Raw genomic sequence first — 26,361 nt, 5'->3', positions numbered from 1 at the left:
CCGCGACATAACGGACAGCCCTCATTCATGTCTTGGGGGAAACGACGCGAACGGCCGTCGCGGCCATGATGTTCGCCTGGGCCACCGGTCTTTGGCGACGGCATGATTGCGCCTCTTCGCGCGACGGGGCCGGCGCGGTCGGCCTCGATGAGGCGTACCGGCACTGCGAGCAGATCATGCGCAGTCAGGCCCGCAACTTCTCGTACGGCCTGCGGCTGCTGCCCGCCCCCAAGCGTCGCGCGCTGAGCGCCGTCTACGCGCTGGCCCGCAGGATCGACGACATCGCCGACGGCGACGGCCCCGCCGGGCGGCGGCTGGCCCGCCTGTCCGCGGTCCGCGGGATGCTCGACGGGACCGCCCCCGCGCGGCACGACCTCGTGCTGGTGGCGCTGCTCGACGCCGCCCGCCGCTATCCGATCCCGCTCGCGGCCTTCGGGGACCTCGTCGACGGCTGCGCCGCCGACGTGCGCGGGAGCACGTACGCGACCTTCGACGACCTGGTCGGCTACTGCCGGTGCGTGGCCGGCTCGATCGGGCGGCTGTCGCTGGGGGTGTTCGGCGCGGACGACGTCGAGACGGCCAGGCCGCTCGCGGACGCGCTCGGCGTGGCCCTGCAGATCACCAACATCCTGCGCGACCTGCGGGAGGACCGCATGGCCAAGCGGGTCTACCTGCCCGCCCAGGACCTCGAACGGTTCGGCTGCACCCTGGACGTCGACGCCTACGGCCGCTTCAGCGACCCGCCGGAGCGCCTGGCCGAGCTGGTCAGGTTCGAGGCGGACCGGGCGCGCGACTGGTTCGCCACGGGGATGCGCCTGCTGCCCATGCTGGACGCGCGCAGCGCCGCCTGCACGGCGACCATGGCCGGCATCTACCGCTGCCTGCTCGACCGCATCGCCGCCGACCCCGCCCGCGCGCTGGCCGCCCGGGTGTCGCTGACGACGAGGGAGAAGTCCGTGGTCGCGCTGCGCGCCCTCGCCCAGGCGGGGCGCGGTTGATCACTGCCGCGCTGCTGGCGGTGCTCGCCGCGGTGTGCAACGCCTGCTCGTCGGTCCTGCAGCGGCGGGCGGCGCTGTCGGTGTCGCCGGAGCTGGGGCTGCGGCCCGGCCTGATCTGGGCGCTGCTCAGGAACGCGCTGTGGCGGTGGGGGATCGTGGCGCTGATCGGGGGCTTCGTCTTCCAGGCGGCGGCGCTGTCGATCGGCAGCATCGCCCTGGTCCAGCCGACCCTGGTGATCGAGCTCCCGTTCACCATGATCATCCTGTCCTTGGCGTTCGGCACGGTTCTGGACAGGAGGTCGTGGCTGGCGATCGGCGCGTTGTCGGCCGGCCTCGCGATGTTCCTGGGCGCGGCGGTCCCCGGCCCGGGGCAGTGGACGCCGGACGCGGCCGCGTGGATCGTCGCCGCCGCCGTGACCTCGGCCACGATCGCCGCGCTGGTGGCGGTGGGGGCCCTGGCCAGGGGGCCCCTGCGCCCGGCCGCGCTGGGCGTGGCCGGGGGCTTCGGCTTCGCCTTCACGGCCACGCTCATCAAGGAGTGCACGACGATCTTCAAGGAGAACCCGGCCGCGCTGCCGGTGTCCTGGCCCCTGTACGCGATGGTGGCCGCGGGCCTGTGCAGCCTGTACCTCCTGCAGAACGCCCTGCACAGCGGCACCCTCGTCGTCGCCCAGCCGGCGCTGACCATCAGCGACCCCCTGGCGGGCATCCTGTACGGGGCGCTGATGTTCGGGGAGCCGATCCGCACCGGTCCCTGGCTCGCGTTCGAGGTGGCCGGCGCCGGGCTCCTGGTCTACGGCGTCGTCGAGCTGGTCCGGTCGCCGCTCATCCAGGCCCAGAGCGTGCTGCCCCCGGCGCGGAAATGAGCCCCGCCTGGACCGGCATCGCGCAGAACAGCGCGCGCTCCCGGTCCGTCAGGCGCTTGCGCGACCCGGCGTCGTCGAGGCGGTCCAGCGCCTCCAGCAGCTCGGCCCCGGTGCCGGTGTAGAGGCTCACCCCGGCCCTGGCCATCGCCCGCGCGCCGGCCAGGCCGTGGCCGCCGATGGGCCGGTGCACGATGACCGGCAGCCCGGCGGCGAAGGCCTCCTGGCAGGTCAGGCCGGAGCCGTTGTCGACCAGGGCGTAGGCGGCCGCCATGAGCTCCGGCACGTCGTCGCGCCACCCGAACGCCGGGCCCGTCCCGGCGGCCAGCAGGCGGCGCCGCAGCTCGGCGTTGTTACCGCACAGGACGAGCGGCGTGTACCGCCCCGACCTCGCCAGGGTCCGCGCGGTCGCGACGACGTCCCCGACCCCCCATGACCCGCCTGACACCAGGACCAGCCGGTCGCCGGGGTCCACGCCGACGCGGCCGGCCACCCCGCCCGGGTCGGCCACCGCCCGCGCGAACACCGGGCGCACGACCGGGGCGCAGCCCAGCGCCGGCCGGCCGGTACGGGCGGCGATCTCCCCGACGATGTCGGCGTTCGGGCACAGGTACCGGTCGTTGCCCGGATGCAGCCACAGCCGGTGCACCGAGAAGTCCATGACCAGCACCGTGCTCGGGCAGGGCAGCCGGCCGCGCTCGCGCAGCCAGCCGGTGAGCTGGGCCGCCACGTGGAAGGTCGAGACGACCTCGTCGGGCGCGCGGGCGGCGACGAGCCGGCGCAGGCGGGGGGCGGCGAGCACCGTGAGCGGAGACGTGCCGCCGACCCGTTTGCCGAGGAAGAAGACCTGGTAGATGACGTCATAGAGCCAGGGGGCGTGCAGGATCATCCAGTGATATCCGCGGCGCAGCGCCGATCCCAGCCCGAGCGGGAGCAGCTGGAGGACATCGATGATCTCTGAATCGGCATTCTCGGCGGCGAGCCGGGCGGCCAGCTCGGCCGCGACCCGGTCATGGGCGCTGCCCATCGGCGCGCTGAGGATCAGGACCCGCCGCCGTTTCCTCTCATGCCCGGACATCTCACCTCCGCGATCGGCCGCGACGGGCCTGCCGGGGGCTGCGCGATGAGCCGCGCCGCGCTGCCGCTCGGGCTCGCCTGCCTGGCGCTCCTGCACGCCGGTCCCGCCGCCACCTGGCTGCCGCCGGTCCGGCGGCGACTGCCCACGCTGGCCGGCGTCGGCGACCGCGGCCATGTGGCGCTCACCTTCGACGACGGACCCCATCCCGGCTCCACCCCGCGCTTCCTGGACGAGCTGGGACGGCTCGGCTGTCACGCGACCTTCTTCGTCCTCGGCGAACTGCTCGAACGCCACCCGTGGCTCGGCCGCCGCATCGTGGGCGAGGGGCACGAGCTGGCCGTGCACGGCTGGCGGCACGGCAACCCCTTGATCGCCCCGCCGGGACGGCTGACGGCCGAGATCGGCCGGGCCGCCGACCTGGTGGAGGCCGTCGGCGGGGTGCGCCCGGCCTGGTATCGCCCGCCGTACGGGGCGCTCAGCCTCGAAGCGCTGCTCGCCGCCCGCCTGCGGGGCCTGCGTCCCGTGTTGTGGACCGTCTGGGGCCGGGACTGGGAGGCGGGGGCCACCCCCGGCTCGGTGCTGGCCACCGTGTCGGCCGGGCTGCGCGGCGGGGCGACCGTCCTGCTCCATGACTCCCACCACGCTTCCCTTCCTGGCTCCTGGCGACCGGCGCTCGACGCCCTCCCCGCGCTCGTGGACCGCTGCGGGCGCATGGGCCTGAGCGTGGGCCCGCTGCGCGACCACGGCGTGGGCGGCCCACCCCGAGCCGCCGCAGAAGCGCGCTTCCATGACGGGCACTCCCCTTTTACCCAAGAATTCAAACGCGCTTTTACCGGCACCACAGGAAAGTAAATTACGAGCCAATCCCCGGGCACCGGAATATAGTCAGGTTTGCGCTGTCCGGCGGCGGATAATCTCCCTGTCGTGCGGTCGCGGAGATGCCATTCGAGTGAGCCGGCGGAAAAGGCGCGCCGGGAGAACTTCCCGGTGGCCTCACGGCTGCTCCCGCGCCGGCACCGCGACCACCTCGTGGCCGTGTACGTCTTCGCGCGCTCGGTGGACGACATGGGCGACGACGCGGACCCCGGCGACCGCCTGCGCCTGCTGGACGAGGTCGACGCCGACCTGACCCGGCTGTACGACGGCCACCCGCCCCGGCTCGGGCCGGTCCGCAGGCTGGCCCGCACCGTCCGCGAGTGCTCGATCCCCGCCGAGCCGCTCCGCCGCCTCGTCGAGGCCAACCGGCGCGACCAGACGGTCACCCGTTACGAGACGTTCGACGACCTCCTCGGCTACTGCGAGCTGTCGGCCAATCCGGTCGGCCATCTCGTCCTGCACGTGTTCGGCGACGTCAGCGGCCCCCGGCTGGCCCTGTCCGACAAGGTGTGCTCGGCGCTGCAGGTCATCGAGCACTGCCAGGACGTGGGCGAGGACCTCCGGCGCGGGCGCGTCTACCTGCCCGGGGAGGATCTGCGCCGGGCGGGCTGCCCGATCGGCGATCTCTCGGCGGCGGCCACGTCGGCGCGGTTGCGCGAGGTGGTGGCCGTGCAGGCCGCACGGGCCGGGACGATGCTGGCCGAAGGGGAGGCGATCGTCGCCTCGCTGTCCGGCTTCGCCCGTACGGCGGTCGCGGGCTACGTCGCGGGCGGCCACGCGACCCTGGCCGCGCTGAGAGACGCCCGCTACGACGTGCTGGGCCGGGCCGTCCGGCCGCGCCGCCTGCGCCTGCTCGGGGCGTGGGCGCGGGTCCTCATGACCATGAGCCGGCCCGACGCGGGCCTGCGACGACTGCCGTCAGCGTGAGAGGGCGGCCCTTGGAGGTCTGTGATGACGATCGCGCCGGTGGCGGTGGTGGGCGGCGGACTGGCGGGCATCACCGCCGCCCTCGCGCTCGCGGAGGCCGGCTGCCCCGTGACCCTGTACGAGGCCCGCCCGCGGCTGGGCGGCGCCACGTACTCCTTCCAGCGCGGCGGGTTGACGGTGGACAACGGCCAGCACGTCTTCCTCCGCTGCTGCACGGCGTACCGGGGGCTGCTGGAACGGCTCGGCGGCACCTCGATGGTCGGCCTGCAGAGCCGGTTCGACGTGCGGGTGCTCGGCACGGCGGGCCGGTCGGGGCGGCTGCGCCGCTCCGCGCTGCCCGGCCCGCTCCATTTCGTGCCCGCGCTCGCGGGATACCGCCTGCTCGGGCCGGGCGACCGGATCCAGGCGCTGCGCGGCTCGCTCGCGCTGAGCAGGCTCGACCCGGCCGATCCGGCGCTCGACGCGGTGACGTTCGGGAGCTGGCTGGCCGCGCACGGCCAGCGGGCCCCCGTACGAGAGGCGCTCTGGGACCTGCTCGCGGTCGCGGCCCTGAACACGGGGGTCGAGCAGGCCGCGCTCGGCCCGGCGGTGAAGGTGTTCAAGACCGCCCTGCTCGGCCGGCCGGACGCGGCCGACCTGGGGATCCCCCTGGTTCCGCTCGGCGTGCTGCACGACACCGCCGCCAGGGCCGCCATCGCGGGGCGCGGCGGCGCGGTGCGGCTGTCAGCGAAGGTCACGGCCATCGAGCCGGGCCCCGCCGTCGTCGTGGACGGCGTCAGGGTCGACGCGTCGGCGGTCATCGTGGCGACGCGCCACGAGCAGGCCGCGAGGCTGGTGCCCGCGCAGGCGGCGCCCTACCGGGACGGATGGGGCGCACTGGACGCCAGCCCCATCATCAACGTGCACGCGGTCTACGACCGGCCGGTCATGCGGATGCCTTTCGTGGCGGTCACCGACTCGCCCGTGCAGTGGGTGTTCGACAAGACCCGGGTCGCCGGGCTCGGCGAGGGCCAGTACCTGGCGGTGTCGGTATCGGTCGCGGACACATGGATCGACCGGCCGACCGCGGACCTCCGCGAGACCTTCGTACCGGCGCTGCGATCGGTGTTCCCGGCCGCGCGCGAGGCCAGGATGACCGACTTCTTCGTCACCAGGGAACGGCGCGCGACGTTCCGCCAGGCCCCGGGCAGCGGGGCGCTGCGGCCGCAGAGCGCCACGCGGTGGCCCGGCCTCTACCTGGCCGGCGCGTGGACCGACACCGGCTGGCCGGACACGATGGAGGGCGCGGTACGCAGCGGCCTGCACGCGGCCCGCCTGGTCAGGCGGCACGTACGGCATCGGGAGCGGGTGCCATGACCCCGTCCCCCTGCCGCCGAATTCCCGTACATCGCCCGATTGGACCATTGAGATGACCACCCTTGAGACGCCCCAGAGCCTGCGCACCGACGCCGAGCACGCCCTGCAGGCCGCCTGCGACCACCTGATCGGCCTCCGGTCCCCGGAGGGCTGGTGGAAGGGCGAGCTGCAGACCAACGTGACCATGGACGCCGAAGATCTGCTGCTGCGGCAGTTCCTCGGCATCCGCACCGAGGAGGAGACGGCGGAGGCCGCCCGGTGGATCCGTTCCGAGCAGCGGGCCGACGGCACGTGGGCCAACTTCCACGACGGACCGGCGGATCTGTCCACCATGGTCGAGGCGTACGCCGCGCTGCGGCTCGCGGGCGATCCGCCCGGCGCGGAGCACATGCGGGTCGCGGCCGAGCGGATCCAGGCCATGGGCGGGATCGAGGCGAGCCGGGTGTTCACCCGCATCTGGCTGGCCCTGTTCGGGGAGTGGCCGTGGCGGGACCTGCCCGTCATGCCGCCCGAGATGATCTTCCTGCCCTCATGGTTCCCGCTCAACATCTACGACTGGGCCTGCTGGGCCAGGCAGACGATCGTGCCGCTGACCGTCGTGACCGCGTACCGGCCGGTGCGCCCGCTCCCGTTCGAGCTGCCCGAGCTGCGGACCGGCCAGGCGCCGCACCGCGCCGCGCGCGGGGGCTGGGAGGCGGTGTTCGGCGCGCTGGACAGGGTGTTGCACCGGTACGAGCGGCGCCCGTCGGCCGCCCTGCGGCGGGCCGCGCTGCGGCGCGCGGTCGACTGGGTCGTCGCGCGCCAGGAGGCCGACGGCTCCTGGGGCGGCATCCAGCCTCCGTGGGTGTACTCGATCATCGCGCTCCACCTCTCCGGCTACGACGTCGGCCATCCGGTGATGCGCAAGGCGATCGGCGGGCTCGACCGGTTCACCGTCCGCGACGAGAAGGGCCGCCGGCTGGAGGCGTGCCAGTCCCCCGTGTGGGACACGGCGCTGGCGGTCAACGCGCTGCTCGACGCGGGCACCCCCGCCGACCATCCGGCCGTCGCCGGGGCCGCCGACTGGCTGCTGCGCGAGGAGGTCACGGCGTCGGGAGACTGGGCCGTACGCAGGCCCGGCCTGCCGCCCGGCGGCTGGGCGTTCGAGTTCGACAACGACGGCTATCCCGACACCGACGACACCGCGGAGGTGGTGCTCGCGCTGCGCCGCCTGGACCGCCCCGGCGCGCGACCGGCGATCGAGCGCGGGGTGCGCTGGATGGCGGGCATGGCGAGCGCCGACGGCGGGTTCGCGGCGTTCGACGCCGACAACGATCGCGCGCTCTGCACCAAGCTGCCCTTCTGCGACTTCGGCGCGGTGATCGACCCTCCGTCCGCCGACGTCACCGCGCACGTCGTCGAGGCCCTGGCCGAGGAGCTGCCCGGCTCCATCGTCCTGCGCAGGGCGGTGGTCTGGCTGCTCAAGGCGCAGGAGGAGGACGGATCGTGGTTCGGCCGCTGGGGCGCGAACCACGTCTACGGCACCGGGGCCGTCGTGCCCGCCCTCGTCGCCGCCGGGGTCCGTACGGCGCATCCTTCGCTACGCCGAGCCGTCGCCTGGCTGGAACGGCACCAGAACGGCGACGGCGGCTGGGGGGAGGATCTGCGCTCCTACCGCGACCCGGCCTGGATCGGCCGCGGCGCCTCGACCGCCTCGCAGACCGCGTGGGCGCTGCTGGCCCTGCTCGCCGCCGGCGAACGCTCGCAGGCAGTGGAACGGGGGGTGCGCTGGCTGGTCGAGCGGCAGCGGGCGGACGGCACCTGGGAAGAGCCGTACTTCACGGGCACCGGTTTCCCGGGTGACTTCTACATCAACTACCACCTCTACCGGCTCGTCTTCCCGGTCAGCGCCCTGGGGCGTTACCTGCGCCGCGACCCGGCCGGTCAGGAACCCTCATGACGCGGCTGCTGATCTGCGCCGCGCTCGGGATCGAGGCCCGCGCGATCAGGCGCGGCCTGCCGGCTCACCCGGGCGGGACCAGGGTGATCGTCACCGGGGTCGGCCCGCGGCGGGCGGCCCGCGCGGCCGCCGGGTGGGGCGCCGGGTGGGGCAGCGGTCGGGGCGGCGGGCCGGAGGCGGTGGCGGTGGCCGGCTTCGGCGGGGCCGTCGACCGCAGCCTGCGGCCCGGGGACGTCCTGGTGGCGAGCGAGGTCCGGTTCGGGGGGCGCGTCCATCCCTGCCCGTCCGCGCCCCTCCTCGCCGGCGAGCTGGCCCGCGCCGGCCTGCCCGTCAAGGTCGGGCCGCTGGTCACCGCCGATCACGTGGTCCGCGGCGCGGAGCGGCACCGCCTCGCCGCGGAGGGCGCGTACGCCGTGGACATGGAGACCGGGCCGCTGGCCCGCGCCGCCGCGAGCCGGCCGCTGGCCGCCGTGCGGGTCATCGTCGACACGCCCGGCGCGCCGCTGCTGAGCCCGGCGACGCTCGCCCGCGGCGTCGCCGCCCGCCGCGCGCTCGCCGCCGTCGGCCCCGTCCTGGCTCGCTGGGCGGCGGCCATCGGGCCGCGAACCGTCCTGCTGGCCGAGCCGCGCTCGTTCTGCGCCGGGGTGGAGCGCGCCATCGAGATCGTCGAGCTGGCGCTGGAGCGGCACGGCCCGCCCGTGTACGTCCGCAAGCAGATCGTGCACAACCTCCACGTGGTGGAGGACCTGGGCCGGCGGGGGGCGGTGTTCGTCGACGAGCTCGACGAGGTGCCGGCCGGGGCGGTGACCGTCTTCTCCGCGCACGGGGTGTCGCCGGAGGTCCGGAAGGCGGCGGCCCGCCGCGGGCTGCGGGTGATCGACGCGACCTGCCCACTGGTCTCCAAGGTGCACGCGGAGGCGCGCCGGTTCGCCTCCGAGGGGCGGCTGGTGGTCCTCATCGGGCACGCCGGCCACGAGGAGGCCGAGGGCACGCTCGGGGAGGCCGGCGGGTCTGGCGTGCTCGTGCAGACGGCGGACGACGTGGCGGCCCTGCCGGCGGACCGGCCGGTGTCGTACCTCATGCAGACGACGCTCGCGGAGGACGAGGCGGCGGAGGTCGCCGCCGCGATCCGGGGCCGTTTCCCCGACGCGCGAGGGCCGCGGCGGAACGACATCTGCTACGCGACGACCAACCGCCAGGCCTCCGTCCGCGCGATCGCCGAGGAGTCCGACGTCGTCCTCGTCGTGGGCTCCGTCAACTCCTCCAACTCCCTGCGCCTGGTGGAGGTCGCCGACCGCCGCTCCCCCGCCCATCTGGTGGACGACACCGGCGGAATCGCCCTCGGCTGGCTCGCCGGCGCCCGTACGGTCGGGCTCACCGCCGGCGCCTCCGCCCCGCCCTCGCTCGTCGACGACATCGTGGCGGCCCTGCGCGGGCTCGGGGAGGTGAGCGTCGAGGAGCGGGTAATCGCCCGGGAGTCCGTGCGGTTCTCGCTGCCCGGCGAAGCGCTGTCGTGACGGCGGCGCGCCTCGGCGGGACGGTCGTAGCCGGGCGCGGTGCCGGCCGCCTGCCCCAAGCCGCGCGAACGCCCGTAAAGCGGTGCCGGCCGCCTACCCGAAGCGCCGCGCGAACGCCCGGAACACGCCGGGGGCCGCGCCGCGCAGCCTGGCCGGCACCCGCAGCCACCCCGGCACGTACGACTCCGGCCGGCCGTCCCTGATCGCCGCCACGATCGCCCGCGCCACCCGCTCGGGCGCGATCGGCGCCGGCCAGCCGCGCGCGTACGGGGCGCCGCGCCGTACGAAGAAGGGGGTGTCCACCACCCCGGGCAGCAGGACGGACACGCCCACGCCGGGCACCCGGTGCAGCTCGTGGCGCAGGCCCTCCGCGAAGGCCATCAGCCCCGCCTTCGTGGCCGAGTACACGGCCTCCTGCCCCACGCCCACCGCCCCGGCGATCGAGGCCACGAACACGAGGTGCCCGCGGGCCGCCGCCACCATCCCCGGCAGCAGCAGCCGCGTCAGCGCGATCGGCGCGGCGAGGTTGACCGCCAGCAACTGCTCGACGCTGCCGGCCGGCATCCGCACGAACGGTCCCGCCCACCCCACGCCCGCGTTGTTCACCAGCACGTCGACGGGCCCAGCCCGGGAGACCAGTTCCTCGGCCTGGGTGGCGACGTCGCCCGCCAGCACGCGCCCGCCGGTGGCCGCGGCGACGGCCGCCAGCCGTTCGCGGTCGCGCCCGGCCAGCGTCAGCCGCGCGCCGGTGCCCGCCAGCGCCCGCGCGGTGGCCGCCCCGATGCCCGAGGAGGCTCCGGTGACGAGGACGTGCGCGTCGGCGAGCCTCATGGCTGCCCGGCCCGCGGGGTCGGTCCTGGTGCGAGCATCGGCCGCCTGCTTTCCGTCACGGTGCGTACAGTCGTGTGCTTTCCACTCCCGCACCGCCCCAACCGGCCTAAAACAATTGATCATTCCGCGGCGAACAGCTAGCGTCTGCCTTCGGCGACGATCTCATGTTCGAATCTTCGCCGTTCCTCCACGAGCAGACCTGGAGACTGAGAGATGAAGCGAACGTCAGTTGCATTAGCCGCCGGCCTGATCGGCTCCGCCCTCGTGGCCCCGCCGGCCGAGGCCGCCGCCGTGTGGACCACCCCGCTGGCCGACCAACCGGCCGCCGTCGAGGTGGCGGCGTTCTGGCTGGGCGACGGCGGCGCGAACCTGAGGAACGCCACTCCGTACAACGTCCAGACGGCCGTCGACAAGGTCATCTCCCGCGACGGCGTCCCCGCCGACACCAAGCCCGGCACGGTCGCCCCGATACCGCCGGCCGACTCCGGCGAGGCGAGCACCAAGACGCCCGCCACCTCCGGCAAGGTGTTCTTCACCGGCGCCGACGGCCTGCCGCACTGGTGCACGGGCACCGCCGTGCAGTCGAACTTCCGCAACCTCGTCGCCACGGCCGCTCACTGCGTGCTGGACACCCAGCGCTCCGACGCCGCCCTCGGCAAGTGGGTCTTCGTGCCCGGCTACGCCGAGGGCGCGACCCCGCAGGGCCTCTACGTCGGCAAGGGGGCCTTCACCCACTACGACTTCCCCACCTACGACGACTACGACCGCGACTACGCGTTCGTCAACGTCTACAACGGCGTCATGCCCTCCGCCTCAGGTGAGCTGACCAACTTCGGCAGGCTGGTCGACAACACCGGCGGGCAGGGCCTGGCCTGGAACCAGCCGCTCGACTCCACGGTCGACGTCTTCGGCTACCCGGCCGGCCCGCACCCCGACGGCAAGCGGCCCTACACGGGTGAGACCCTCGAATCCTCCAGCGGCCGCACGACCGCCGCCGCGGTCCCCAGCCTGAAGGCCGAGGAGTTCACCGCCGTCGAGTCCCCGTTCACCGGTGAAGGCTCCCTCGGCTCCTCCTGGTTGCTCCACTATGACAAGAGCAGCCGCCTGGGCCTCCTCAACGGCGTCACCGTCAGCGTCGCCGACACCGACGGCAACCAGCGTTACGACACGAGCTTCTCCCCGTATTTCGACGGCGAACTAGCGGAGATCTACCGTGCCGCCGCCAACCAGTGGAGCGGGTCGATCATCCTGCCCGCGTAAACCGGGGCCCGCCGGGCCGCGGTATGCAGAATGGACGACCGCATACCGCGGCCGCGTTTCCGTTCCGCACCGCCGCTCGGCCCGGCGCCCGCTCTCCGCGCCTCGCCCCCGCCCCGGCCCGCACAGAACGCGGGTACGGGGCCACGGCGAACGGCGGACGGGTCAGGCGAGGGCCGGTTCGCGCTCCATGGCCGTCTCGGCGCTGATCAGCGGCACGATGGGCGGGCGCCGGACCGGCCCGGGCCACGCGCGACGGCGGCGGGCCCGCACGGACGAAATGCCGACGGCCGGAACTTTCTTTCCCGGCACCCCGCGAGGCGAAAATTTAATGGCACATTTACCCGTGGTCGGAATTTACCGTCGAGGGAGCTGGGCGGAGTCGGTGGAATTGTTGGTGTCGTCGTGCACACCGAGCGTGGTAATCGCTGCTTTCCTCATATTTCAACGGTAAATGCTGACGACCCGTCAGGCAATAAGCAGGCCCAATAAAATATGGCGAATTATTCATTCTGAATCGACGGACAATGCCGCGCGGATTTGCCGTTCCGCGGCGCGGAGGTGGATGTCCGCCAGAGCGGTGAGCGCCTGCTCCTCGATCTGGCGGAACCCCCAGCGGCGCGCGTCGTTGAGCGCCTCGTGGCCGTGGGCGGAGGCCTGTTCCAGGTTCCCCAGATGACCGTGGGCGTCGGCGAGCCCGATGAGGGACTCCAGCCGGGGCTGCGGGTTGCCGACCTCCCTGGCGATGGCCAGCGCCCTGCCGTGCTCCTCGGCGGCCTGCTCCGCGCGCCCGAGCTCGGTGCGTACGGTGGCGCGGGTGTTCAGGGTGTCGGCCTCGGCCCGGCGGTCGCCGATCGCGACGGACAGCTCCACCGCGCGGTCGGCCAGTTCGAGGGCGTCCTCATACCGGCCGGCGTCGCGGTGGACGGCGGCCAGCGCGTTCAGGACGAGGACCTCCCCGTAGCGGTTGCCCGACTGGCGGAAGATGGGCAGGGCGCGGTCGAGATAGTCCAGCGCGCGGTCGAGTTCGCCGAGATCGTGGTAGATCTCGCCCATGTTCTCCAGCGCGATCGCCTCGCCGTTGCGGTAGGCGGCCTGCTGGTACCGCGCCAGGGCCTCGTGCTGGAGCTCGGCCGCCCGCGCCAGCTGCCCCTGACTTCGGTAGACCATGCTGAGGTTGGCCAGGCTGGTGGCGTGGATGGTGCGCTGACCCGTCTGCCGCGCGATGGCGATGGCCTGGCTGTAGTGGTCGGCGGCCTCCTGCAGCGAGCCCAGCTTCCAGTGCACGTTGCCGAGGTTGTTGAGCACCGCGCATTCGCATTCGCGCCAGCCGGCGCGCTGGGCGAGCTTCAGGGCCTGCGCGTAGTGGCTCAGCGACTGCGGGTGCATGCCCCGGCTCTGGTAGACCTGCGCCATGCTGAGCTCGGTCGCGGCCTGGGCGGTGAGGTCGCCGTCAAGGCTGGCGGCCGAGCGCGCGGCCTCGGCGACGGTCTGCCAGTCGTTCGGGTCGCGCCGCAGCGACAGGTAGCCGCGCAGCGTGTCGGCCAGCCGCCAGGCCACGTCACGGGGGCCGTGGGAGGCCGCGTACGTGATGGTCGCGATGAGGCCGGAGCGCTCCGCGTCGAGCCACGCCAGCGCCGTCGCGGACTCCTCGAACGTCAGCGGCGACAGCTCCCGCGGCGGTCCCGCGAGCTGCAGGGCCTGCGGGTAGAGCAGGCGTTTGGCCTCGTCGGCGACCCTGAGGTAGAAGTCGAACAGCCGCGCGAGCGCGGTCGTCCGCTCCACCAGGTTCGCGCTGTCGCGGGCGTAGAGCCTGATCAGGTCGTGGAAGCCGTACCGGCCGGGGGCGGTCTGCAGGATCAGGTGGGTGCGTTCGAGGCGGTCCAGGGCCCGCCGCACCTGGTCGACGGGGGCGGCGGCCAGGGCCGCGGCGGCCTGCGGGGTGAGGTCGGGGCACGGGCTCACGCCCAGCAGCCGGAACAGGCGCTGGTCCGGCTCGTCGAGGGCGGCGTACGACAGGTCGAACGCGGCGCGCACGGCGGCCCGGCCGTCCCCGTCGACCTGCAGGGCGTTCAGGCGGTCGCTCCCGGCGAGCTCCGTGACGCCGTCGATGATGGCGCGCGTCGGCTGCCTGGACAGGTTGATCGCCGCGATCCGCAGGGCGAGCGGCAGGTAGTCGCACAGCAGCGCCAGCCTGGCGGCGGCGTCCGACTCCTGCCGTACGCGGTCGGCGCCGAGGATCCGGCCCAGGAGGGTCCGCGCCTCGACGGGATCCAGCACGGCCAGCGGGAGCTGCCGGGCGCCGTCGAGGGCGACGAGCCCGCTCAGCCGGTCCCGGCTGGTCACCAGGGCCAGGCAGTCGGTGGCGCCGGGGAGCAGCGGGCGGACCTGCTCCGGCGCCGCCGCGTTGTCGAGCAGGACGAGGACGCGCTTGCCGGCCAGGAGCGTCCGGTACAGGGCGGCCGCCTCGTCCGCGTCCGCGGGCACGTGCTCGGGGGCGACCCCGAGGGAGCGCAGCAGCCGGGCCAGCGCCTGGTCCGGTCGCATCGGCGGCCCGGTGGCGAAGCCGCGCAGGTTGATGTACAGCTGGCCGTCGGGGAAGCGGTCGCGGATCCGGTGCGCCCAGTACAGGGCCAGCGCGGTCTTGCCGACCCCGGCGGTGCCGGTGATCGCGATCGTGACCGGGGTGCTGGTGTGGTCCTGGACGTGCTCGTCCAGCCATCTGAGCTGCCCGGCCCGGCCGGTGAAGTCGGAGACCGAGCGCGGCAGCTGCGCGGGCACCGCCGGCGGGGCCGGGCCTGCCGCCAGGACGCGGTCGGGCTGCGGCAGCAGGACCGGGTCGTTGCGCAGGATGGCCACTTCGAGCCGCTGGAGTTCGAGGCTGGGGTCGATGCCGAGCTCGTCGGCCAGGCGGCGGCGCGCTCTCCTGGCCTCCTCCAGGGCCGTGTGCGTCTGGCCGCTGCGGTACATGGCGATCATCAACTGGCAGGTCAGCCGTTCGCGGAACGGATGACATCGGGTCAGCTCGGTCAGCTCGTCCAGCAACTGGCGGTGGCGACCCAGCCGCAGCCCGGCGTCGATCTTGTCCTCCAGCGCCACCAGCCGTGACTCCTCCAGGCCGCTGCCCAGGCGCTCCTGCGTCTCGGGAGGCGCCGTGCCGGCCAGCACGGGGCCGCGCCACAGGCTGAGGCCCTGGTCGAGCAGTGCGACCCGGCGCTCGTCGTCGGGCTCCGCGCGGGCCCGCTGCACCAGGCCGCGGAAGCGGTGGGCGTCGATCCGCTCCGGGTCGGTACGCAGGACGTACCCCGCGCCCTGCGCCGTCAGCGTGACTTCGGCTCGGTGGGGGTCGGCGCGGCCCAGGATCGAGCGCAGCTGGGAGACGGAGACCCGGATCGCGTGCTGCGCCGTGCGCGGGCGGGACCCCGGCCAGTTCAGCTCGACCAGCCGGTCCACAGTGACGGGGTGGTTGGCCTCCAGGGCCAGGACCGCGAATGTCAGCCGCTGTTTGCGTGGGCCCAGTCCGACGCGCTGCCCGTTCGAGTAGGCCTCGACAGCGCCGAGCAAGCGAAACTCCAACATGAGTCACACTCCGGTTCGGATTTCGCTCTTATGGTCTGTCAGCCGATGGGGTTTCTCAAGCCCTCGAAATCGGTCCCTCGCGGCGCTTTGATCGGACTATGAAGTAACTATGAACGCCCTCTCGCACTATTTCCTAGGAGCCGGGAACAATGACGCTGAGGGTGGGCAATGGCTGATTTTCAGGCTGTCGCGGAGGCACCGCCTCTCCGGACCTTTCGGCTGGCGCACGCCTCGCGCGGCGCGGTCCTGGACTCGTCCCGGCTGGCCCTCCCCTGCGCGATCACACGCGACTGGGCCTGGGGGTCGGCCACCGGATCCGGCGTGCGGATCTGCCTGATCGACAGCGGCGTCGATGAGCGGCACCCCGTCTTCACCAGGCCGATCACCCCGCTCACCGTGACGGGCGACGGCCTGGACGTCGTGCCCGACGAGGTCGGCGACCAGGCGGGGCACGGGACGGCCTGCGCGGGCGTCATCCGGTCCATGGCCCCGGACTGCGAGCTGACCAGCGTCCGCGTGCTCGGCAGCGGGTTGCAGGGCCGCGGCGAGGTGCTGCTGGCGGCGCTGGAGTGGGCCATCGAGCAGCGCTTCTCCCTGGTCAACCTGAGCCTGTCGACCCGTCGAGCCGAGCACAAGGAGGCCCTGCACGACCTCGTCGACAGGGCGTTCTTCGCCGGGGTCACCATCGTGGCCTCCGCCCACAACCGGCCGGTGCGCAGCTATCCCTGGCACTTCCCGAGCGTGATCTCGGTGGGTTCGCACTCCCTGGCGCTCGCCGAGCACATCGAATGCAACCCGGAGCCCCCGGCCGAGTTCTTCGCGCGCGGGATCGGCGTCGAGGTGCCGCTGCCCGGCGGCGGCACCTCGCGCCTCACCGGCAACAGCTTCGCCACCCCGCACATCACCGGCCTGTGCGCGCGCGTGCTGCAGCGGCACCCGGGCCTTCCCACCGGCCAGCTCAAGCATGTGCTGGCCGCCGTCGCGAACAACAGGACCTGAGGAGGCCACCATGGGCGTGGGCATCCCTGATTCCTTGACCTCCTCGCTGGGGCGGCTGCTGCGCCCCACCGAGCACGACGAGTTGCTGAGGTCGGCGGTACGGCTCGCCCGGCTGACGTTCTCGGCGTCGGCCGCGTCGGTGTTCCTGTACGACGAGGAGCGCGACCGGCTGGTGTTCGAGGCGTCGTCAGGAGAGGGCGAGGACCGCCTGCTCGGCGTCGCCATCCCGACCGGGCGCGGCGTGGCCGGATGGGTGTTCCAGACCGGCGAGACGGTGCTGCTCAGCGACGTGCAGGCGGATCCGCGCTTCGACCGCGAGTTCGCGCAGAGCACCGGATACGTGCCGAAGATCCTCATGGCGGCCCCGCTGGAGCTGGAGGACCGCACCATCGGCGTGATGGAGGTGCTCGACCCCGCCCTGCAGAGGTTCGGGGAGATGGCGGCCATCGACCTGTTCACCGAGCTGGCCGCCCAGACGGCGATCACGCTCACGCTCATGGCCGCCGCCCGCTCGCTGACCCGGAGCGCCAGGGAGGGCCTGACCCCCTGGTCGCGCCTGGAGATCGCGCTCAGCCGTACGGAGGCCTCCGACGCCGCGGTGGACGAGCTGCTCAACGCGTTGAGCAAGTTCGTCACCGCCACCACCGGCCACGGAGTGACCTGATGCACCTGGCCGAGATGGCGGTGCTGCGCGCCGTGCCCGCCGCGGGCGTCTTCCTCGCCCTCACCCGCCGCTGCCCGCTGTCGTGCGCGCACTGCTCGACGGAGTCCGCCATGAGCGCCGCGGAGCACGCGGAACGCCCTTTCCGGCGGCTGGTCGCGTCCTTCACGAGGCAGGAGCGTCCGGAGTTCATCGCCATGTCCGGCGGCGAGGCGCTGCTGCGGCCGCGGCTGGTGCGCGATCTCGCCGACTCGGCCCGGCTGTCGGGGACGCGGTCGTACCTGCTGTCGGGGCTGTTCTTCGCCCGGGACGGGCACGCGGTGCCGCCCGCCCTGCGGGCGGCCATCTCGGCGGTCGACCACTTCGCGGTCAGCCTCGACCGCTTCCACGAGCGGGAGGTGGGCAGGCGCGCGGCCTTCCGCGTGCTGCACGAGATCCGGTCCTGGGGGCCGCAGGTGAGCGTGCAGATCACCGGCGACGGCGACGCGGACCCGTACGTCGCGGACCTGGTGCGCGAGGTGCGGGAGGAGTTCGCCGACCGGGTGCCCATGCTCGTGGTGCCACTCCGGTCCGTCGGGCGCGCGAGAGCCCTGAACGGCCCGGCCGCCGGACCGCCGGCGGATCCCGCGGCGCCCGCGCCGTGCGAGCTGGCGGCCTGGCCGCTGGTCACCTACGACGGGACGGTGCTCACCTGCTGCAACGACACCCTCGCCGCCGCCGTGCGCCCGCCGCACCTGGTCCTCGGGCACGCCGATGACGATCCCTGGCCGGTGCTGCGCCGCCGCCATCTGGACCGGCCGCTGGCGCGGGCCGTCCGGATGTTCGGGCCGCGTTACGCCAAGGCCCGGTTCGGCGCGGGAGCCGTGGCCTCCGGCTACTGCGACGTCTGCGTCACCCTGCACCGCGACCGCGGCCTGGGCGAAAGAGCCGCCGGCTACCTGGGCTCCCCGGCCGGTCCGGCGATGGAGGGCGCCGTACGCGCTCTCCTGGAGCGCCACGGCCCGTACGGTTTCGCCCGCCGCCACGGCATCGCCCGCTACAGCGAGCTGGTGACGCTCGGCTGGGACGGTCGGGAGCGGTGATGCGCCGGTTGAGGCTAGCGGACATCGAGCGGCTGCGACGGACGCGTGGCCGCACCGTGCTGCTCTACCTCACCGACCGGTGTCCGGTCGGGTGCGCGCACTGTTCCGTCGCCGCGATCCCGGACGGGCCGCGCATCACCGACTACCGCCTCTTCACGGAGATCCTGGCGGGCATCGCCGCCGAACCCGGCATCGAGGCCGTGGCGATCTCTGGCGGCGAGCCGTTCGCCGAGCGTCGCGGGCTGATCCTGGCCGTGGACGCGTTCGCGGACGCGGGCAAGGACGTCGTGCTCTTCTCCAGCGGACACTGGGCGTCGGGGCCGCGCTGCCCCCGGTGGATCACACGGGTGCTGGAACGGTCCTCGACCGTGATCCTCAGCACGGACTCCTTCCACCGGGCCACCGTCGACCGGCGGCGGTTCGCCCGCGCCGTCTCGCACGCGGCGCGGGCGCGCTGCCACATCGTCGTCCAGCTCCTGGACGAGCCCGGCGCGGTGCCGTTCGCCGAGGGAGTCCTCCGCGACACGCTGGGGGACGACTGGTCCGGGCGCGCGGAGATCACGCTGATCACCCCGCTGCGGGCCGGCCGCGGGAGCGGCGTCTTCGCGATCGGCCGCCGCCACGGCGTCGCCGAGCTGGGCACGTGCCCGCTGACCGCGTCGCCGACCGTCCGCTACGACGGCGTGGTCACGGGCTGCTGCAACGAGAGCGTCATCACGGGCGGCGGACCCCGGGGACTGCGCCGGCAGGCGAGCGGCGCGGCGGAGGTGCGCGCCGCGCTGGCCGGGTTCCGCGACGACCCGCTGCTGCGCGCCGTCGGTTCGGTCCGGCCGGACGACCTGGTGCGGCTGCCGCCGTTCGCCGCGCTCGCCCGATCTCGCTACCCGGACATCTGCGGCCTGTGCTGGCGCCTGCACGAGAGCGCCGAGGGCGACGGATCGCGGCTGCTCACCGCCCTCATGGGCCAGGGAGGCGGGACATGATCACGGAACCGACCACCAGCCTGCGGCTGATGGCCAAGATCGACCTCGTCATGCCGGCGCTGCTGGCCAGGACGGAGCAGATGTGGCGGCACCCCGCGCCGCGCGAGGTCTATCTGGAATGGCTCAGGGCCCTGCACGGCATGCTGCGCGCCACCGTTCCGCTCATCCTCGACGCCACCACGGCGTGCCTGGCGCGCGACGACGAGATCGCGCGGGGCCTGGCCGGGTATCTCGCCCGCCACGTGCACGAGGAGTACGGCCACGACCAGGACGTGGTGCAGGACTACGCCCGCGCGGGAGGCGAGGCCGCCACCCTGTTCACGGACCCGCCGCCGCCCTGCGTCGCCGCGGTGGTCGGCTGCCAGTACTACTGGATCAGGCACGCCCACCCGGTGGCGCTGCTCGGGCACGTCGCCGTCCTGGAGGGCTACCCTCCCCCTCCCGATCTGGCGCCGCTGCTCTCCCGGCGCACCGGCCTGCCGCTGGACGCGTTCAGCACCCTGGTGACCCACGCCGTCGTGGACGGCACGCACCGCGAGGAGCTGTGGCGCGTGATGGACGGCCTCCCGCTCACCCCCGAGGCGGAGACGCTGATCGGGCTGAGCGCACTCAACACGGCATATGGCCTGGCACAGCTCGTCGACGCCGTCCAGCTGCGCGCGAACGCCGCAGGAAAGGAGAGACCATGGCGACCATCGACCAATTGGAAGCCGCCGGCTTCGACCTGACGTCCGCGTCAGGGGAGCAGCTCGCGGTGCTGCAGTCGCTCAGCGACGAAGAACTCCAGGTTCTCATCTCCATCAGGGAACGCATGGAGGACGCCGTGGACGTCGAAGGGCATGCGTACGCGAGCGGTGGCTGGTGCTGGTGACCCGTGATGCGACCCTGCGATCGATGCGGCGCTGACAACCCCTCCGCCGCGCGCTTCTGCATGTCCTGCGGCAGCGCACTGACCTCCGCCTCCAGGCCCCGGACCACCCTGCGGTTCGTGACCGTGCTCTTCGGCGACGTGGCCGGCTCGACTGAGCTCGCGCGGAGCCTCAGCCCCGAGGTCTGGCAGAGCACGCTGGCCACGTACTTCGCCGACGTCAGCCGGGCGGCGACCGAGCAGGGCGGCCGGGTGGAGAAGTTCATCGGGGACGCCGTGGTCGCGGTCTTCGGCGTGGAGGCCACCCACGAGGACGACGCGCTCCGCGCGGTCGAATGTGCCCGGGTCTCCCTGGAGCGGATCGCGCACCAGGCCGCTGACCTGCGCCGGACCCGAGGGGTGGACTTCTCGGTCCGCTTCGGGATCGCCTCGGGGCAGGTCGCCCTCTCCGAGCGGGACTCCTCGTTCGCGATCGGCGAGGTCATGAACCGCGCCGCCCGGCTCCAGTCTGCCGCGCCGGTCGACGGCGTCGTCATGGACGTGCGGACCTGGCTGCTCGTCCGGGGAGCCGTACCCACCCGTCCCATCGAGCCGATCGCGGCCAAGGGCTTCAGCCACCCGCTGCGGGCCTGGCAGGTCGCGGCCGGAGAGGACTCCGACGAGGCGCGCACGCCCCTGGTGGACCGCCGTTCCCCGCTGGACGACCTCATGGCCGCGCTGCGGACCGGGCTGAGCCGGCCGGGCGTCCCGGTCGTGACGCTGGCCGGCGAGCCGGGCGTCGGGAAGTCCCGGCTGGTGGCCGAGGCGTCGCGGCGGATGGCGCCGGCCGCGCGGTTCCTGACCCTGCGCTGCCGGCGCGACGGGCAGCGGCTGGGGTACTGGCCCCTCTACCAGTTGGCCGAGGCCCTGGGGGGAGACCAGCCGGTCCCCGTGCCGAGGGGCCAGGGGCCCCAGGGCAAGGAGGAGATCTTCTGGACCCTGCGCGAGCTGCTCCGGGAGGCGGCGGCGCGGCGTCCGATCGTCCTCGTCCTCGACGACTGCCAGTGGATGTCCCCGGCGGTGCGCGAGTTCGCGGAGGGCCTCGACGATCCGGACCTGGACGTCCGGGCCGTGCTGCTGCTCAGCGGCCGGGTGGACGGGCCTCCCCTGACGCGGGGGGCGGTGACCGTGCTGCGCCTCCCGCCGCTCGGCCCCGCGGACACCCGGGAGCTGGCGGCGACCGTGGCCGCCCGTCTCACCCCGCCCGTGCCCGGCGGCCTGCTGGACGACCTCGCCCGGCGCAGCGCCGGCAACCCCCTCTACCTCGAACAGCTCGCCCACCTCCAGGTGGACGCCGAGGGCCGTGGCGATCTCATCGCGCCGAGCGCGGAGGCGGCGGTGGGCGCCCGCCTCGATCACCTGGGCGTGGACGCCCAGCGGCTGCTCGCCATCGCCAACGCGCTCGGCGGCAGCTGCCTCGCCGGGGACCTGGAGAAGGTCGCCGCGGCGCTGGACCCGCCGCTCGACCGGACCTTCGACGAGACGCTCGCCCAGTTGCTCGGCGACGGGCTGCTGGTCACCCGGGCGAGATCGGCCGGCGAGCTGGAGGTCGAGTCGCCGGTCGTCGCCGAGGTCGCGTACGGCAGGCTGCCGCTGGCCGACCGCGCCCACGTGCACGCGCAGGTCGCCGACCTGGTCGAGGCCCGCGTCGACCGCCATCCCTCGGAGATCGAGCTGTGCGCCCTGCACGCCGGGCGCGCGCACGCCGCCTGGCTCGAACTGCGCCCGGGAGGGCAGGAAGAGCGGCGCGCCGCCGCCCGCGCGGCGCGTGCCCTGTGCGCCGCCGCCCAGTTCGCGGTCTCGCGGGGCGACCTTGCGATGGCCCTTCAGACCGCGGGCCAGGTCGGCGGGCTCGACTCCGGCCTGCCCGGCCTCGAACTGGAGATCGCGGCCATCGAGACGTACGCCACGGCCGCCGCGGGAAGGGCAGACGAGACCCTGGCCCGCATCGCGGAGGCCAGGAAGCGCTGGGACACCGTCGACAACCTCGCGGCCGCGGTGCAGCTCACCCTCAACGAGGCGGTGGCCCGCTCCGCGATGACCGGGCGATGGCACCGGTCTCTGATCGGCCAGGCGCGCGAGCTGGCCCGCCGCGCCGACGACCCGGCGGCGCACGCCAGGGTGCTGCTCCTCGAAGGCATCGGGCACATGGAGGACGGCGACTACGTGACGGCCGAAGCCGTGCTGCACGAGGCGTTCGGCCACGCGCGGCGGGCGCGCTGGTGCTTCGGCGCCACCGAGATCTACGGCAACCTCGCGCTCTGCCTTGCGTACGGGAACACCCCCGCCCCGGCGGCCACGGCTATCTGCGCACAACTGCACGCCGAGCTCAAGGACGCCCACACGGTACGCGCGGCCGTCGGCTGCCCGGCGGCCCTGCTCGCGGACATGACGTGCGACTCGGCCGCCGCCACGGACCTGCTCGACGAGGGCCGGTCCATCCTGGCCGGAATCGGGCACCAGCCCGGCCTGGCCGGGCTGGACATGTTCCGCGCGACGCTCGCGGAACGGCACGGCGACCACGACGGCGCCGGACAGGCCCTGAAACGCGCCATCCAGCGGTTCGACGCGATCGGGTTCAGCGCGGGCGCGCGATCGGCCCGGCTCTGGCACGCGACGTTCACGGCGGACGGCCCGCCCGTCGCGCGGAGCGCGGACAGCTGGGACATCGACGTCCTGATCGAGCAGGCCGCGGCCGCCGCCGCGCTCCGCGAGGAGCGTCCGGACGCGGCGATCGAGCACGTGGCCCGCGCCGGCGCCCGGCTCGACGGGGTGCACGGCGCGGGCGCCAGGATCACGCCCCTGCTCGTGTCGCTGCGGCTGGCGGCCCGCTGCCGGGACCGCGCGCTCGTCGAACGCGTGGCCGGGCTCGCGCGGGCGGACGCCGAGGTGAAACGCGACGTCAGAGCCCTGCGCACGATCGACGCGCTCGTATGAGCCGACTATGAACCGACTCTGAAGACCCTCCCTGACGATCGTGGAGACGGCACCGAGGAGGTGGGCGAATGAAGTGGTCAGCCGGATCGGCGGAATCCGAGGTGCTGCCCGGGGCGGCGGCGGAGGACCGGGCGGAGCGCTGGCTCCAGTTCGGTCTCACGCCGATCCGGGAGCGCTCCGGCGACCTCTACGAGGGGCTGGCCGCGCTGGCCCGCCAGTGCGTCCGCGACGAGCTGGTCCGCGACTTCTTCTTCATGCACAAGCCCCCCGGCATGCGCGTCCGGTTCCGGGCGGCTTCGGCCGCGCCCGATCTCGACCTGCTGCTGCGCGAGCGACTGGGCGCCTGGCTGGGCGACGGCGTGATCAGCGACTGGCGTCCCGGCGTGTACGAGCCGGAGACGTACCTGTTCGGCGGGCCGGCGTCGATGCGCAGCGTCCACCGCGTCTTCACCGCCGACTCGCTGGCCTGGCTGGACTACCACCGGCTCCGCCTGGCCGGGCACGGCCCCGGCCCCTCGTGGGCGATGTCGCTGCTGCTGCTCCGGTCGCTGTTCGCCACCCTGCAGATCGACGGCTGGGAGGACCTCGGCGTCTGGGAGCGGGTGCGGCGGTACCGGCGGCTTCCCTCGGCCGCCCTCGCGGACCCGCGTCTCGCGCGGCTGACCGCGACGCTGCGCGCGGTCTGGCCGTCGCCTGCCGCGCTGGCCGCGAAGCTGTCCCCCGAGGCGGCCGGACTCGCCGAGGACTACCGGCAGGTCGTGCTCAAGGAGGGCGAACGCTGGTTCCGCGACTACTTCGAGAGCGGATCGGCCGAGATGGGGCCGCGCGCGGTGGCGTCGTACCTGGTCATCTTCCACTGGAACCGGGCGAACCTGCCGACCTCGCGGCAGGCCCTGATCACCGGGGCGCTGCTGGCCCGTGAGGAGGGTGACGCCCGGTGACCACCATGAGCGAGTCGGCCATGCTCCGCGTCGCGGGGCTGCCCATCCGGCTCTGGCTGGCGGCCTCCTCCCCCGACCTGTTCACCTGCGTGCGCGCGCTCGACCGGTGCGCCGACGACTACCGCGGGGACGCCTCCGCCCTCGCCGAACGGCTCGGGGACGAGGTGGTGCCGAGGCCGGAGCTGCCGGCCGCGGCGCGGCGCGCGGTCCTCGCCGTACGGCGCCGCCTGCACCAGGGCCGGCCCCTCACCGGCGACCAGGCCCACCGCCTGCGCGAGATCGTCCCGGCCGCCGCCCCGGGCCTGATCGCGCACCTGGACCGCGTGACCTCGCTCTCCGCCACGCTCCTGCGGCTGGAGGAGCAGGCCGGGGCCCTGGTCGAGAAGGAGCACGACCGCCTTCTGGCGGCCCCGTGGCACCTGCTCGACTCGGTGCCCGGCGGCCGGTCGTGCGTGACCTCCGACGTGCTCGCGGACATCGAGCGGCGGCTGGCCCGCGACGAGCCGTGGACCTCCAAGAAGATGCGCAGGCGCAGCGACTACCTCTGGCGGATGATCGCCAGGGGCGCGGTCAAGACCACGCCGCGAACCTGGCTGGGACAGGTCTCGCTCGTCCCCGTGACAGAGCACTCGTCCGAGCTCTCGGTGAACGGCCAGGTCGCCGTCGACTGGACGGAGAACGTGCACGACAGGAGGCGCGACCTCACCCGTTCGGCCGCGGATCGGCTTCTGCCGGATCACCGGCTGTCGATGACCCCCCTGCACCGGGTGGAGGGCGACCGCCTCGCGGTCTGGAAGATCGATACGGCCTCCGCCACACGCAGCCTCCTCGCCTATCGGCTGCGGCGAAGCCCGGCGCTCGACCGCATCGCCGAGGCTCTGCGATCCGGCGTCCGGCCGGTGTCGGAGCTGGAGCCGGGCTCGCCTCCGGGTCTCGTCCGCAAGCTCGTCCAGCTCGGCGTGCTCGAGGTCTCGGCCCCGCTGAGACAGCGGCACGGCCGATGGGAGAAGACCTCCGGACGGGCCGCCCTCGACGCCGGCGCCGGGTTCGTCGACGTGTACCGGCGTGCCGACGGCGCCCTCACCGCCGACCTGGCGACCCTGCAGCACGCCTTCGAGCAGTACCGCAGGATCGGCCTGCTGATCGGCGAGGACGCGCCCAGGCCGCAGAGCAGGCTACGGGAACGGATCGGCCCGCGACCGCGCCCCGTCATGGACGTGTTCGCCGAGGAGATCTCGGCCCGGACCGCGGAGGACGAGCTGCACCAGCGTTTTCTCCCGCAGAACGCCTGGCCCCCGGCACACCGCGCCGGCTCAGGCTACGCGCGGCTCCTGAGCCTGATGGCCGTGACACTGGACGCGGCCCCGCGGCCGGCACCCGTCATCGACATCACCCCGGCGATGCTCGACGCCGTCGGAGCACCGGACGCCCCGATCACCTGGCCGACCGATTGCGTGGTCCGCCCGCTCTGCGACGGCGGGTGGGTGCTGGACAACGCCAGCCCGGCCGCCGTACTCGACGCACGCTTCGTCGAGACGCTGTGGCGGCTGCACGGATCGGTGCCCTCCGCTGACGCCTACCGGGTGTTTCTCTCCGAGCTCGACCGGATCAGCGGCGTCCCCTCGGTGGAGCTGTTGATCCCGCCGCTGGCGGAGCAGGCCGCCAACGCCATCCGCAGGCCGAGATACACCTCCGTCTGGACCGGCGACCCCGACCCCGGCCATTACGGCACGACGTGGCAGGAGGCCCCGGCGGCGCGTCACCTGCCGTTGACCGAACTCACCGCGCACCGTGAAGCGGATCGAATCGTGATCTCTCACGCGGGCAGGCCGGTGCGGATCTGCACCCACGCGACGCGCACCCCCACGACGCCGTGGAACGTGCTGACCGGGATCCTGTGCGCGGACTCCCAGCAGCATGCGGCCCGATGCCGGCGATTGCGCTGCTCGCTCACCGCCTTCCCCGAGCGGACCTTCCTCCCCCGGATCACCGTGGCCGGGTCACTGGTGATCTCCGCCGCGCAGTGGCGGATCCCCGCCGATGGGCTGGGCTTCGCCCTCGCCGGGGGCGGCGACCTGGCCGGGCTCCGGGCGCTCACCACACTGCGGGACCGGCTCGGGTTGCCCCGATGGGTGTTCGTCGCCGGCCCGTCCGGATACCGGCCGCTGGCCTGTGACCTGGAGAGTTTGCGCGCGCCGGGGGTGTTCGAGCAGGCGCTGAAGGCGCTCGCGTCCGCCGCGGGCGACGAGCCGCCCGAGCTCACCGTCACAGAGATGCTGCCCGCGGCCGACGAGCTGACCGTGTCCGACCACGGCACCGAGCGGGTGGCCGCGGAGATCCTCATTCGATTGCCCCACGCGGTGCCGCCCACAGCGCTGGCGGCCGCCGCCGCCCAGGTTTCGGCCGGAACGACGTGACCGGCCGGATGTCCAAAAAGCACCGGTCAAGAGAAAGAAGAAAGGTGGCCCAGTAATGTCCGAGAACACCGCACCCGAGCCCCAGGACGGCACCGAGCCTCAGGACGAGGTCGAGGCCCTGGTCGACGAGCTGGAAGTCCACTCGGTGCCGGTGGACGACCCGTCGTTCACCGACCCGTGCAGCGGAGGCTGCACCGCGACCTGCTGAAACCC

Annotated in this window: 21 protein-coding genes; 18 read left to right on the top strand and 3 right to left on the bottom strand. The window is 73.9% G+C overall.

Annotated elements, in window-relative coordinates; genetic code table 11:
* The first annotated feature begins 176 nt into the window (after nucleotides 1-176).
* A complete protein-coding gene (locus ABZS69_RS41230) occupies nucleotides 177-998 on the top strand; it encodes a squalene/phytoene synthase family protein (protein WP_355381933.1) in 822 nt (273 codons plus the stop codon).
* Nucleotides 995-1,864, top strand: a complete 870-nt coding sequence (locus tag ABZS69_RS41225; RefSeq protein ID WP_355381931.1) for a DMT family transporter — start codon at nucleotides 995-997, stop codon at nucleotides 1,862-1,864. The genes ABZS69_RS41230 and ABZS69_RS41225 overlap by 4 nt, the downstream gene beginning before the upstream one ends.
* On the opposite strand, the gene ABZS69_RS41220 is transcribed toward ABZS69_RS41225, so the two are convergent.
* Nucleotides 1,824-2,939 (bottom strand): hypothetical protein, encoded by a 1,116-nt coding sequence (locus ABZS69_RS41220; RefSeq protein WP_355381929.1) that lies wholly within the window; start codon nucleotides 2,937-2,939, stop codon nucleotides 1,824-1,826. The genes ABZS69_RS41225 and ABZS69_RS41220 overlap by 41 nt on opposite strands.
* Here ABZS69_RS41220 and ABZS69_RS41215 point away from each other — a divergent pair.
* The 5 genes from ABZS69_RS41215 to ispH all read left to right on the top strand — a co-directional run bounded on the left by ABZS69_RS41215 (nucleotide 2,928) and on the right by ispH (nucleotide 9,554).
* Complete coding sequence (locus ABZS69_RS41215; RefSeq protein ID WP_355381927.1) at nucleotides 2,928-3,791, top strand: polysaccharide deacetylase family protein; 864 nt, start codon at nucleotides 2,928-2,930, stop codon at nucleotides 3,789-3,791. The two genes, ABZS69_RS41220 and ABZS69_RS41215, sit on opposite strands and share 12 nt — an antisense overlap.
* A gap of 72 nt (nucleotides 3,792-3,863) precedes the next feature.
* Nucleotides 3,864-4,742 (top strand): squalene synthase HpnC, encoded by an 879-nt coding sequence (hpnC, locus tag ABZS69_RS41210; RefSeq protein WP_355381925.1) that lies wholly within the window; start codon nucleotides 3,864-3,866, stop codon nucleotides 4,740-4,742.
* Nucleotides 4,743-4,766: 24 nt separating this feature from the next.
* Entirely contained in the window at nucleotides 4,767-6,098 is a 1,332-nt protein-coding gene (gene hpnE, locus ABZS69_RS41205; protein ID WP_355381923.1) for a hydroxysqualene dehydroxylase HpnE, read from the top strand.
* Between the two features lie 52 nt (nucleotides 6,099-6,150).
* The gene (gene shc / locus ABZS69_RS41200; RefSeq protein WP_355381921.1) at nucleotides 6,151-8,037 is read left to right on the top strand and encodes a squalene--hopene cyclase; all 1,887 of its coding nucleotides are present in this window, start codon (nucleotides 6,151-6,153) and stop codon (nucleotides 8,035-8,037) included.
* Entirely contained in the window at nucleotides 8,034-9,554 is a 1,521-nt protein-coding gene (gene ispH / locus ABZS69_RS41195; protein ID WP_355381919.1) for a 4-hydroxy-3-methylbut-2-enyl diphosphate reductase, read from the top strand. Before shc ends, ispH begins: the two co-directional genes overlap by 4 nt.
* 93 nt (nucleotides 9,555-9,647) lie before the next feature.
* Here the strand turns inward: ispH and ABZS69_RS41190 are convergent, their stop codons facing one another.
* Complete coding sequence (locus ABZS69_RS41190; protein WP_355381917.1) at nucleotides 9,648-10,385, bottom strand: SDR family NAD(P)-dependent oxidoreductase; 738 nt, start codon at nucleotides 10,383-10,385, stop codon at nucleotides 9,648-9,650.
* Nucleotides 10,386-10,598: 213 nt separating this feature from the next.
* Here ABZS69_RS41190 and ABZS69_RS41185 point away from each other — a divergent pair, with 213 nt between their 5' ends.
* Nucleotides 10,599-11,645 (top strand): hypothetical protein, encoded by a 1,047-nt coding sequence (locus tag ABZS69_RS41185; protein ID WP_355381915.1) that lies wholly within the window; start codon nucleotides 10,599-10,601, stop codon nucleotides 11,643-11,645.
* A 504-nt stretch (nucleotides 11,646-12,149) separates the two neighbouring features.
* On the opposite strand, the gene ABZS69_RS41180 is transcribed toward ABZS69_RS41185, so the two are convergent.
* Nucleotides 12,150-15,206 carry a BTAD domain-containing putative transcriptional regulator gene (locus ABZS69_RS41180; RefSeq protein WP_355381913.1) on the bottom strand — a complete coding sequence of 1,019 codons (3,057 nt, stop codon included), beginning with the start codon at nucleotides 15,204-15,206 and terminating at the stop codon, nucleotides 12,150-12,152.
* Nucleotides 15,207-15,389: 183 nt separating this feature from the next.
* Between ABZS69_RS41180 and ABZS69_RS41175 the strand changes: the two genes are divergently transcribed.
* The 10 genes from ABZS69_RS41175 (at nucleotide 15,390) to ABZS69_RS41130 (ending at nucleotide 26,356) form a co-directional block, all read left to right on the top strand.
* Nucleotides 15,390-16,220 (top strand): S8 family serine peptidase, encoded by an 831-nt coding sequence (locus ABZS69_RS41175; RefSeq protein WP_355381911.1) that lies wholly within the window; start codon nucleotides 15,390-15,392, stop codon nucleotides 16,218-16,220.
* Between the two features lie 10 nt (nucleotides 16,221-16,230).
* Nucleotides 16,231-16,884 carry a GAF domain-containing protein gene (locus ABZS69_RS41170; RefSeq protein WP_355381909.1) on the top strand — a complete coding sequence of 218 codons (654 nt, stop codon included), beginning with the start codon at nucleotides 16,231-16,233 and terminating at the stop codon, nucleotides 16,882-16,884.
* On the top strand, nucleotides 16,884-17,963 hold the full coding sequence (locus ABZS69_RS41165; protein WP_355381907.1) for a hypothetical protein: 1,080 nt from the start codon (nucleotides 16,884-16,886) through the stop codon (nucleotides 17,961-17,963). Before ABZS69_RS41170 ends, ABZS69_RS41165 begins: the two co-directional genes overlap by 1 nt.
* Nucleotides 17,963-18,946 carry a radical SAM protein gene (locus ABZS69_RS41160; RefSeq protein ID WP_355381905.1) on the top strand — a complete coding sequence of 328 codons (984 nt, stop codon included), beginning with the start codon at nucleotides 17,963-17,965 and terminating at the stop codon, nucleotides 18,944-18,946. The genes ABZS69_RS41165 and ABZS69_RS41160 overlap by 1 nt, the downstream gene beginning before the upstream one ends.
* A complete protein-coding gene (locus tag ABZS69_RS41155) occupies nucleotides 18,943-19,674 on the top strand; it encodes an iron-containing redox enzyme family protein (protein ID WP_355381903.1) in 732 nt (243 codons plus the stop codon). Before ABZS69_RS41160 ends, ABZS69_RS41155 begins: the two co-directional genes overlap by 4 nt.
* Nucleotides 19,632-19,817 carry an aroma-sacti cluster domain-containing protein gene (locus ABZS69_RS41150; protein ID WP_355381901.1) on the top strand — a complete coding sequence of 62 codons (186 nt, stop codon included), beginning with the start codon at nucleotides 19,632-19,634 and terminating at the stop codon, nucleotides 19,815-19,817. Before ABZS69_RS41155 ends, ABZS69_RS41150 begins: the two co-directional genes overlap by 43 nt.
* Before the next feature lie 117 nt (nucleotides 19,818-19,934).
* Nucleotides 19,935-22,790, top strand: a complete 2,856-nt coding sequence (locus ABZS69_RS41145; RefSeq protein ID WP_355381899.1) for an AAA family ATPase — start codon at nucleotides 19,935-19,937, stop codon at nucleotides 22,788-22,790.
* 68 nt (nucleotides 22,791-22,858) lie between these two features.
* Nucleotides 22,859-23,731 (top strand): thiopeptide-type bacteriocin biosynthesis protein, encoded by an 873-nt coding sequence (locus ABZS69_RS41140; RefSeq protein WP_355381897.1) that lies wholly within the window; start codon nucleotides 22,859-22,861, stop codon nucleotides 23,729-23,731.
* Complete coding sequence (locus ABZS69_RS41135) at nucleotides 23,728-26,148, top strand: hypothetical protein (RefSeq protein WP_355381895.1); 2,421 nt, start codon at nucleotides 23,728-23,730, stop codon at nucleotides 26,146-26,148. Before ABZS69_RS41140 ends, ABZS69_RS41135 begins: the two co-directional genes overlap by 4 nt.
* A gap of 55 nt (nucleotides 26,149-26,203) precedes the next feature.
* The gene (locus tag ABZS69_RS41130) at nucleotides 26,204-26,356 is read left to right on the top strand and encodes a hypothetical protein (protein ID WP_355381893.1); all 153 of its coding nucleotides are present in this window, start codon (nucleotides 26,204-26,206) and stop codon (nucleotides 26,354-26,356) included.
* Nucleotides 26,357-26,361 lie beyond the last annotated feature (5 nt).

It is taken from the genome of Nonomuraea sp. NPDC005650, assembly GCF_040605375.1.
Taxonomy (GTDB): domain Bacteria; phylum Actinomycetota; class Actinomycetes; order Streptosporangiales; family Streptosporangiaceae; genus Nonomuraea.
This window is presented reverse-complemented; position numbering and strand designations above follow the sequence as displayed.

What these genes read in the sequence shown, in the direction of transcription:
- hpnE (WP_355381923.1), top strand. Translation starts at nt 4,767, where the DNA reads ATGACGATCGCGCCGGTGGCGGTGGTGGGCGGCGGACTGGCGGGCATC.
- ABZS69_RS41140 (WP_355381897.1), top strand. Translation starts at nt 22,859, where the DNA reads ATGAAGTGGTCAGCCGGATCGGCGGAATCCGAGGTGCTGCCCGGGGCG.
- ABZS69_RS41230 (WP_355381933.1), top strand. Translation starts at nt 177, where the DNA reads ATGCGCAGTCAGGCCCGCAACTTCTCGTACGGCCTGCGGCTGCTGCCC.
- ABZS69_RS41130 (WP_355381893.1), top strand. Translation starts at nt 26,204, where the DNA reads ATGTCCGAGAACACCGCACCCGAGCCCCAGGACGGCACCGAGCCTCAG.
- ispH (WP_355381919.1), top strand. Translation starts at nt 8,034, where the DNA reads ATGACGCGGCTGCTGATCTGCGCCGCGCTCGGGATCGAGGCCCGCGCG.
- ABZS69_RS41150 (WP_355381901.1), top strand. Translation starts at nt 19,632, where the DNA reads ATGGCGACCATCGACCAATTGGAAGCCGCCGGCTTCGACCTGACGTCC.
- ABZS69_RS41170 (WP_355381909.1), top strand. Translation starts at nt 16,231, where the DNA reads ATGGGCGTGGGCATCCCTGATTCCTTGACCTCCTCGCTGGGGCGGCTG.
- ABZS69_RS41185 (WP_355381915.1), top strand. Translation starts at nt 10,599, where the DNA reads ATGAAGCGAACGTCAGTTGCATTAGCCGCCGGCCTGATCGGCTCCGCC.
- ABZS69_RS41160 (WP_355381905.1), top strand. Translation starts at nt 17,963, where the DNA reads ATGCGCCGGTTGAGGCTAGCGGACATCGAGCGGCTGCGACGGACGCGT.
- ABZS69_RS41190 (WP_355381917.1), bottom strand. Translation starts at nt 10,385, where the DNA reads ATGAGGCTCGCCGACGCGCACGTCCTCGTCACCGGAGCCTCCTCGGGC.
- ABZS69_RS41165 (WP_355381907.1), top strand. Translation starts at nt 16,884, where the DNA reads ATGCACCTGGCCGAGATGGCGGTGCTGCGCGCCGTGCCCGCCGCGGGC.
- ABZS69_RS41215 (WP_355381927.1), top strand. Translation starts at nt 2,928, where the DNA reads ATGCCCGGACATCTCACCTCCGCGATCGGCCGCGACGGGCCTGCCGGG.
- ABZS69_RS41155 (WP_355381903.1), top strand. Translation starts at nt 18,943, where the DNA reads ATGATCACGGAACCGACCACCAGCCTGCGGCTGATGGCCAAGATCGAC.
- ABZS69_RS41175 (WP_355381911.1), top strand. Translation starts at nt 15,390, where the DNA reads ATGGCTGATTTTCAGGCTGTCGCGGAGGCACCGCCTCTCCGGACCTTT.
- ABZS69_RS41220 (WP_355381929.1), bottom strand. Translation starts at nt 2,939, where the DNA reads ATGTCCGGGCATGAGAGGAAACGGCGGCGGGTCCTGATCCTCAGCGCG.
- shc (WP_355381921.1), top strand. Translation starts at nt 6,151, where the DNA reads ATGACCACCCTTGAGACGCCCCAGAGCCTGCGCACCGACGCCGAGCAC.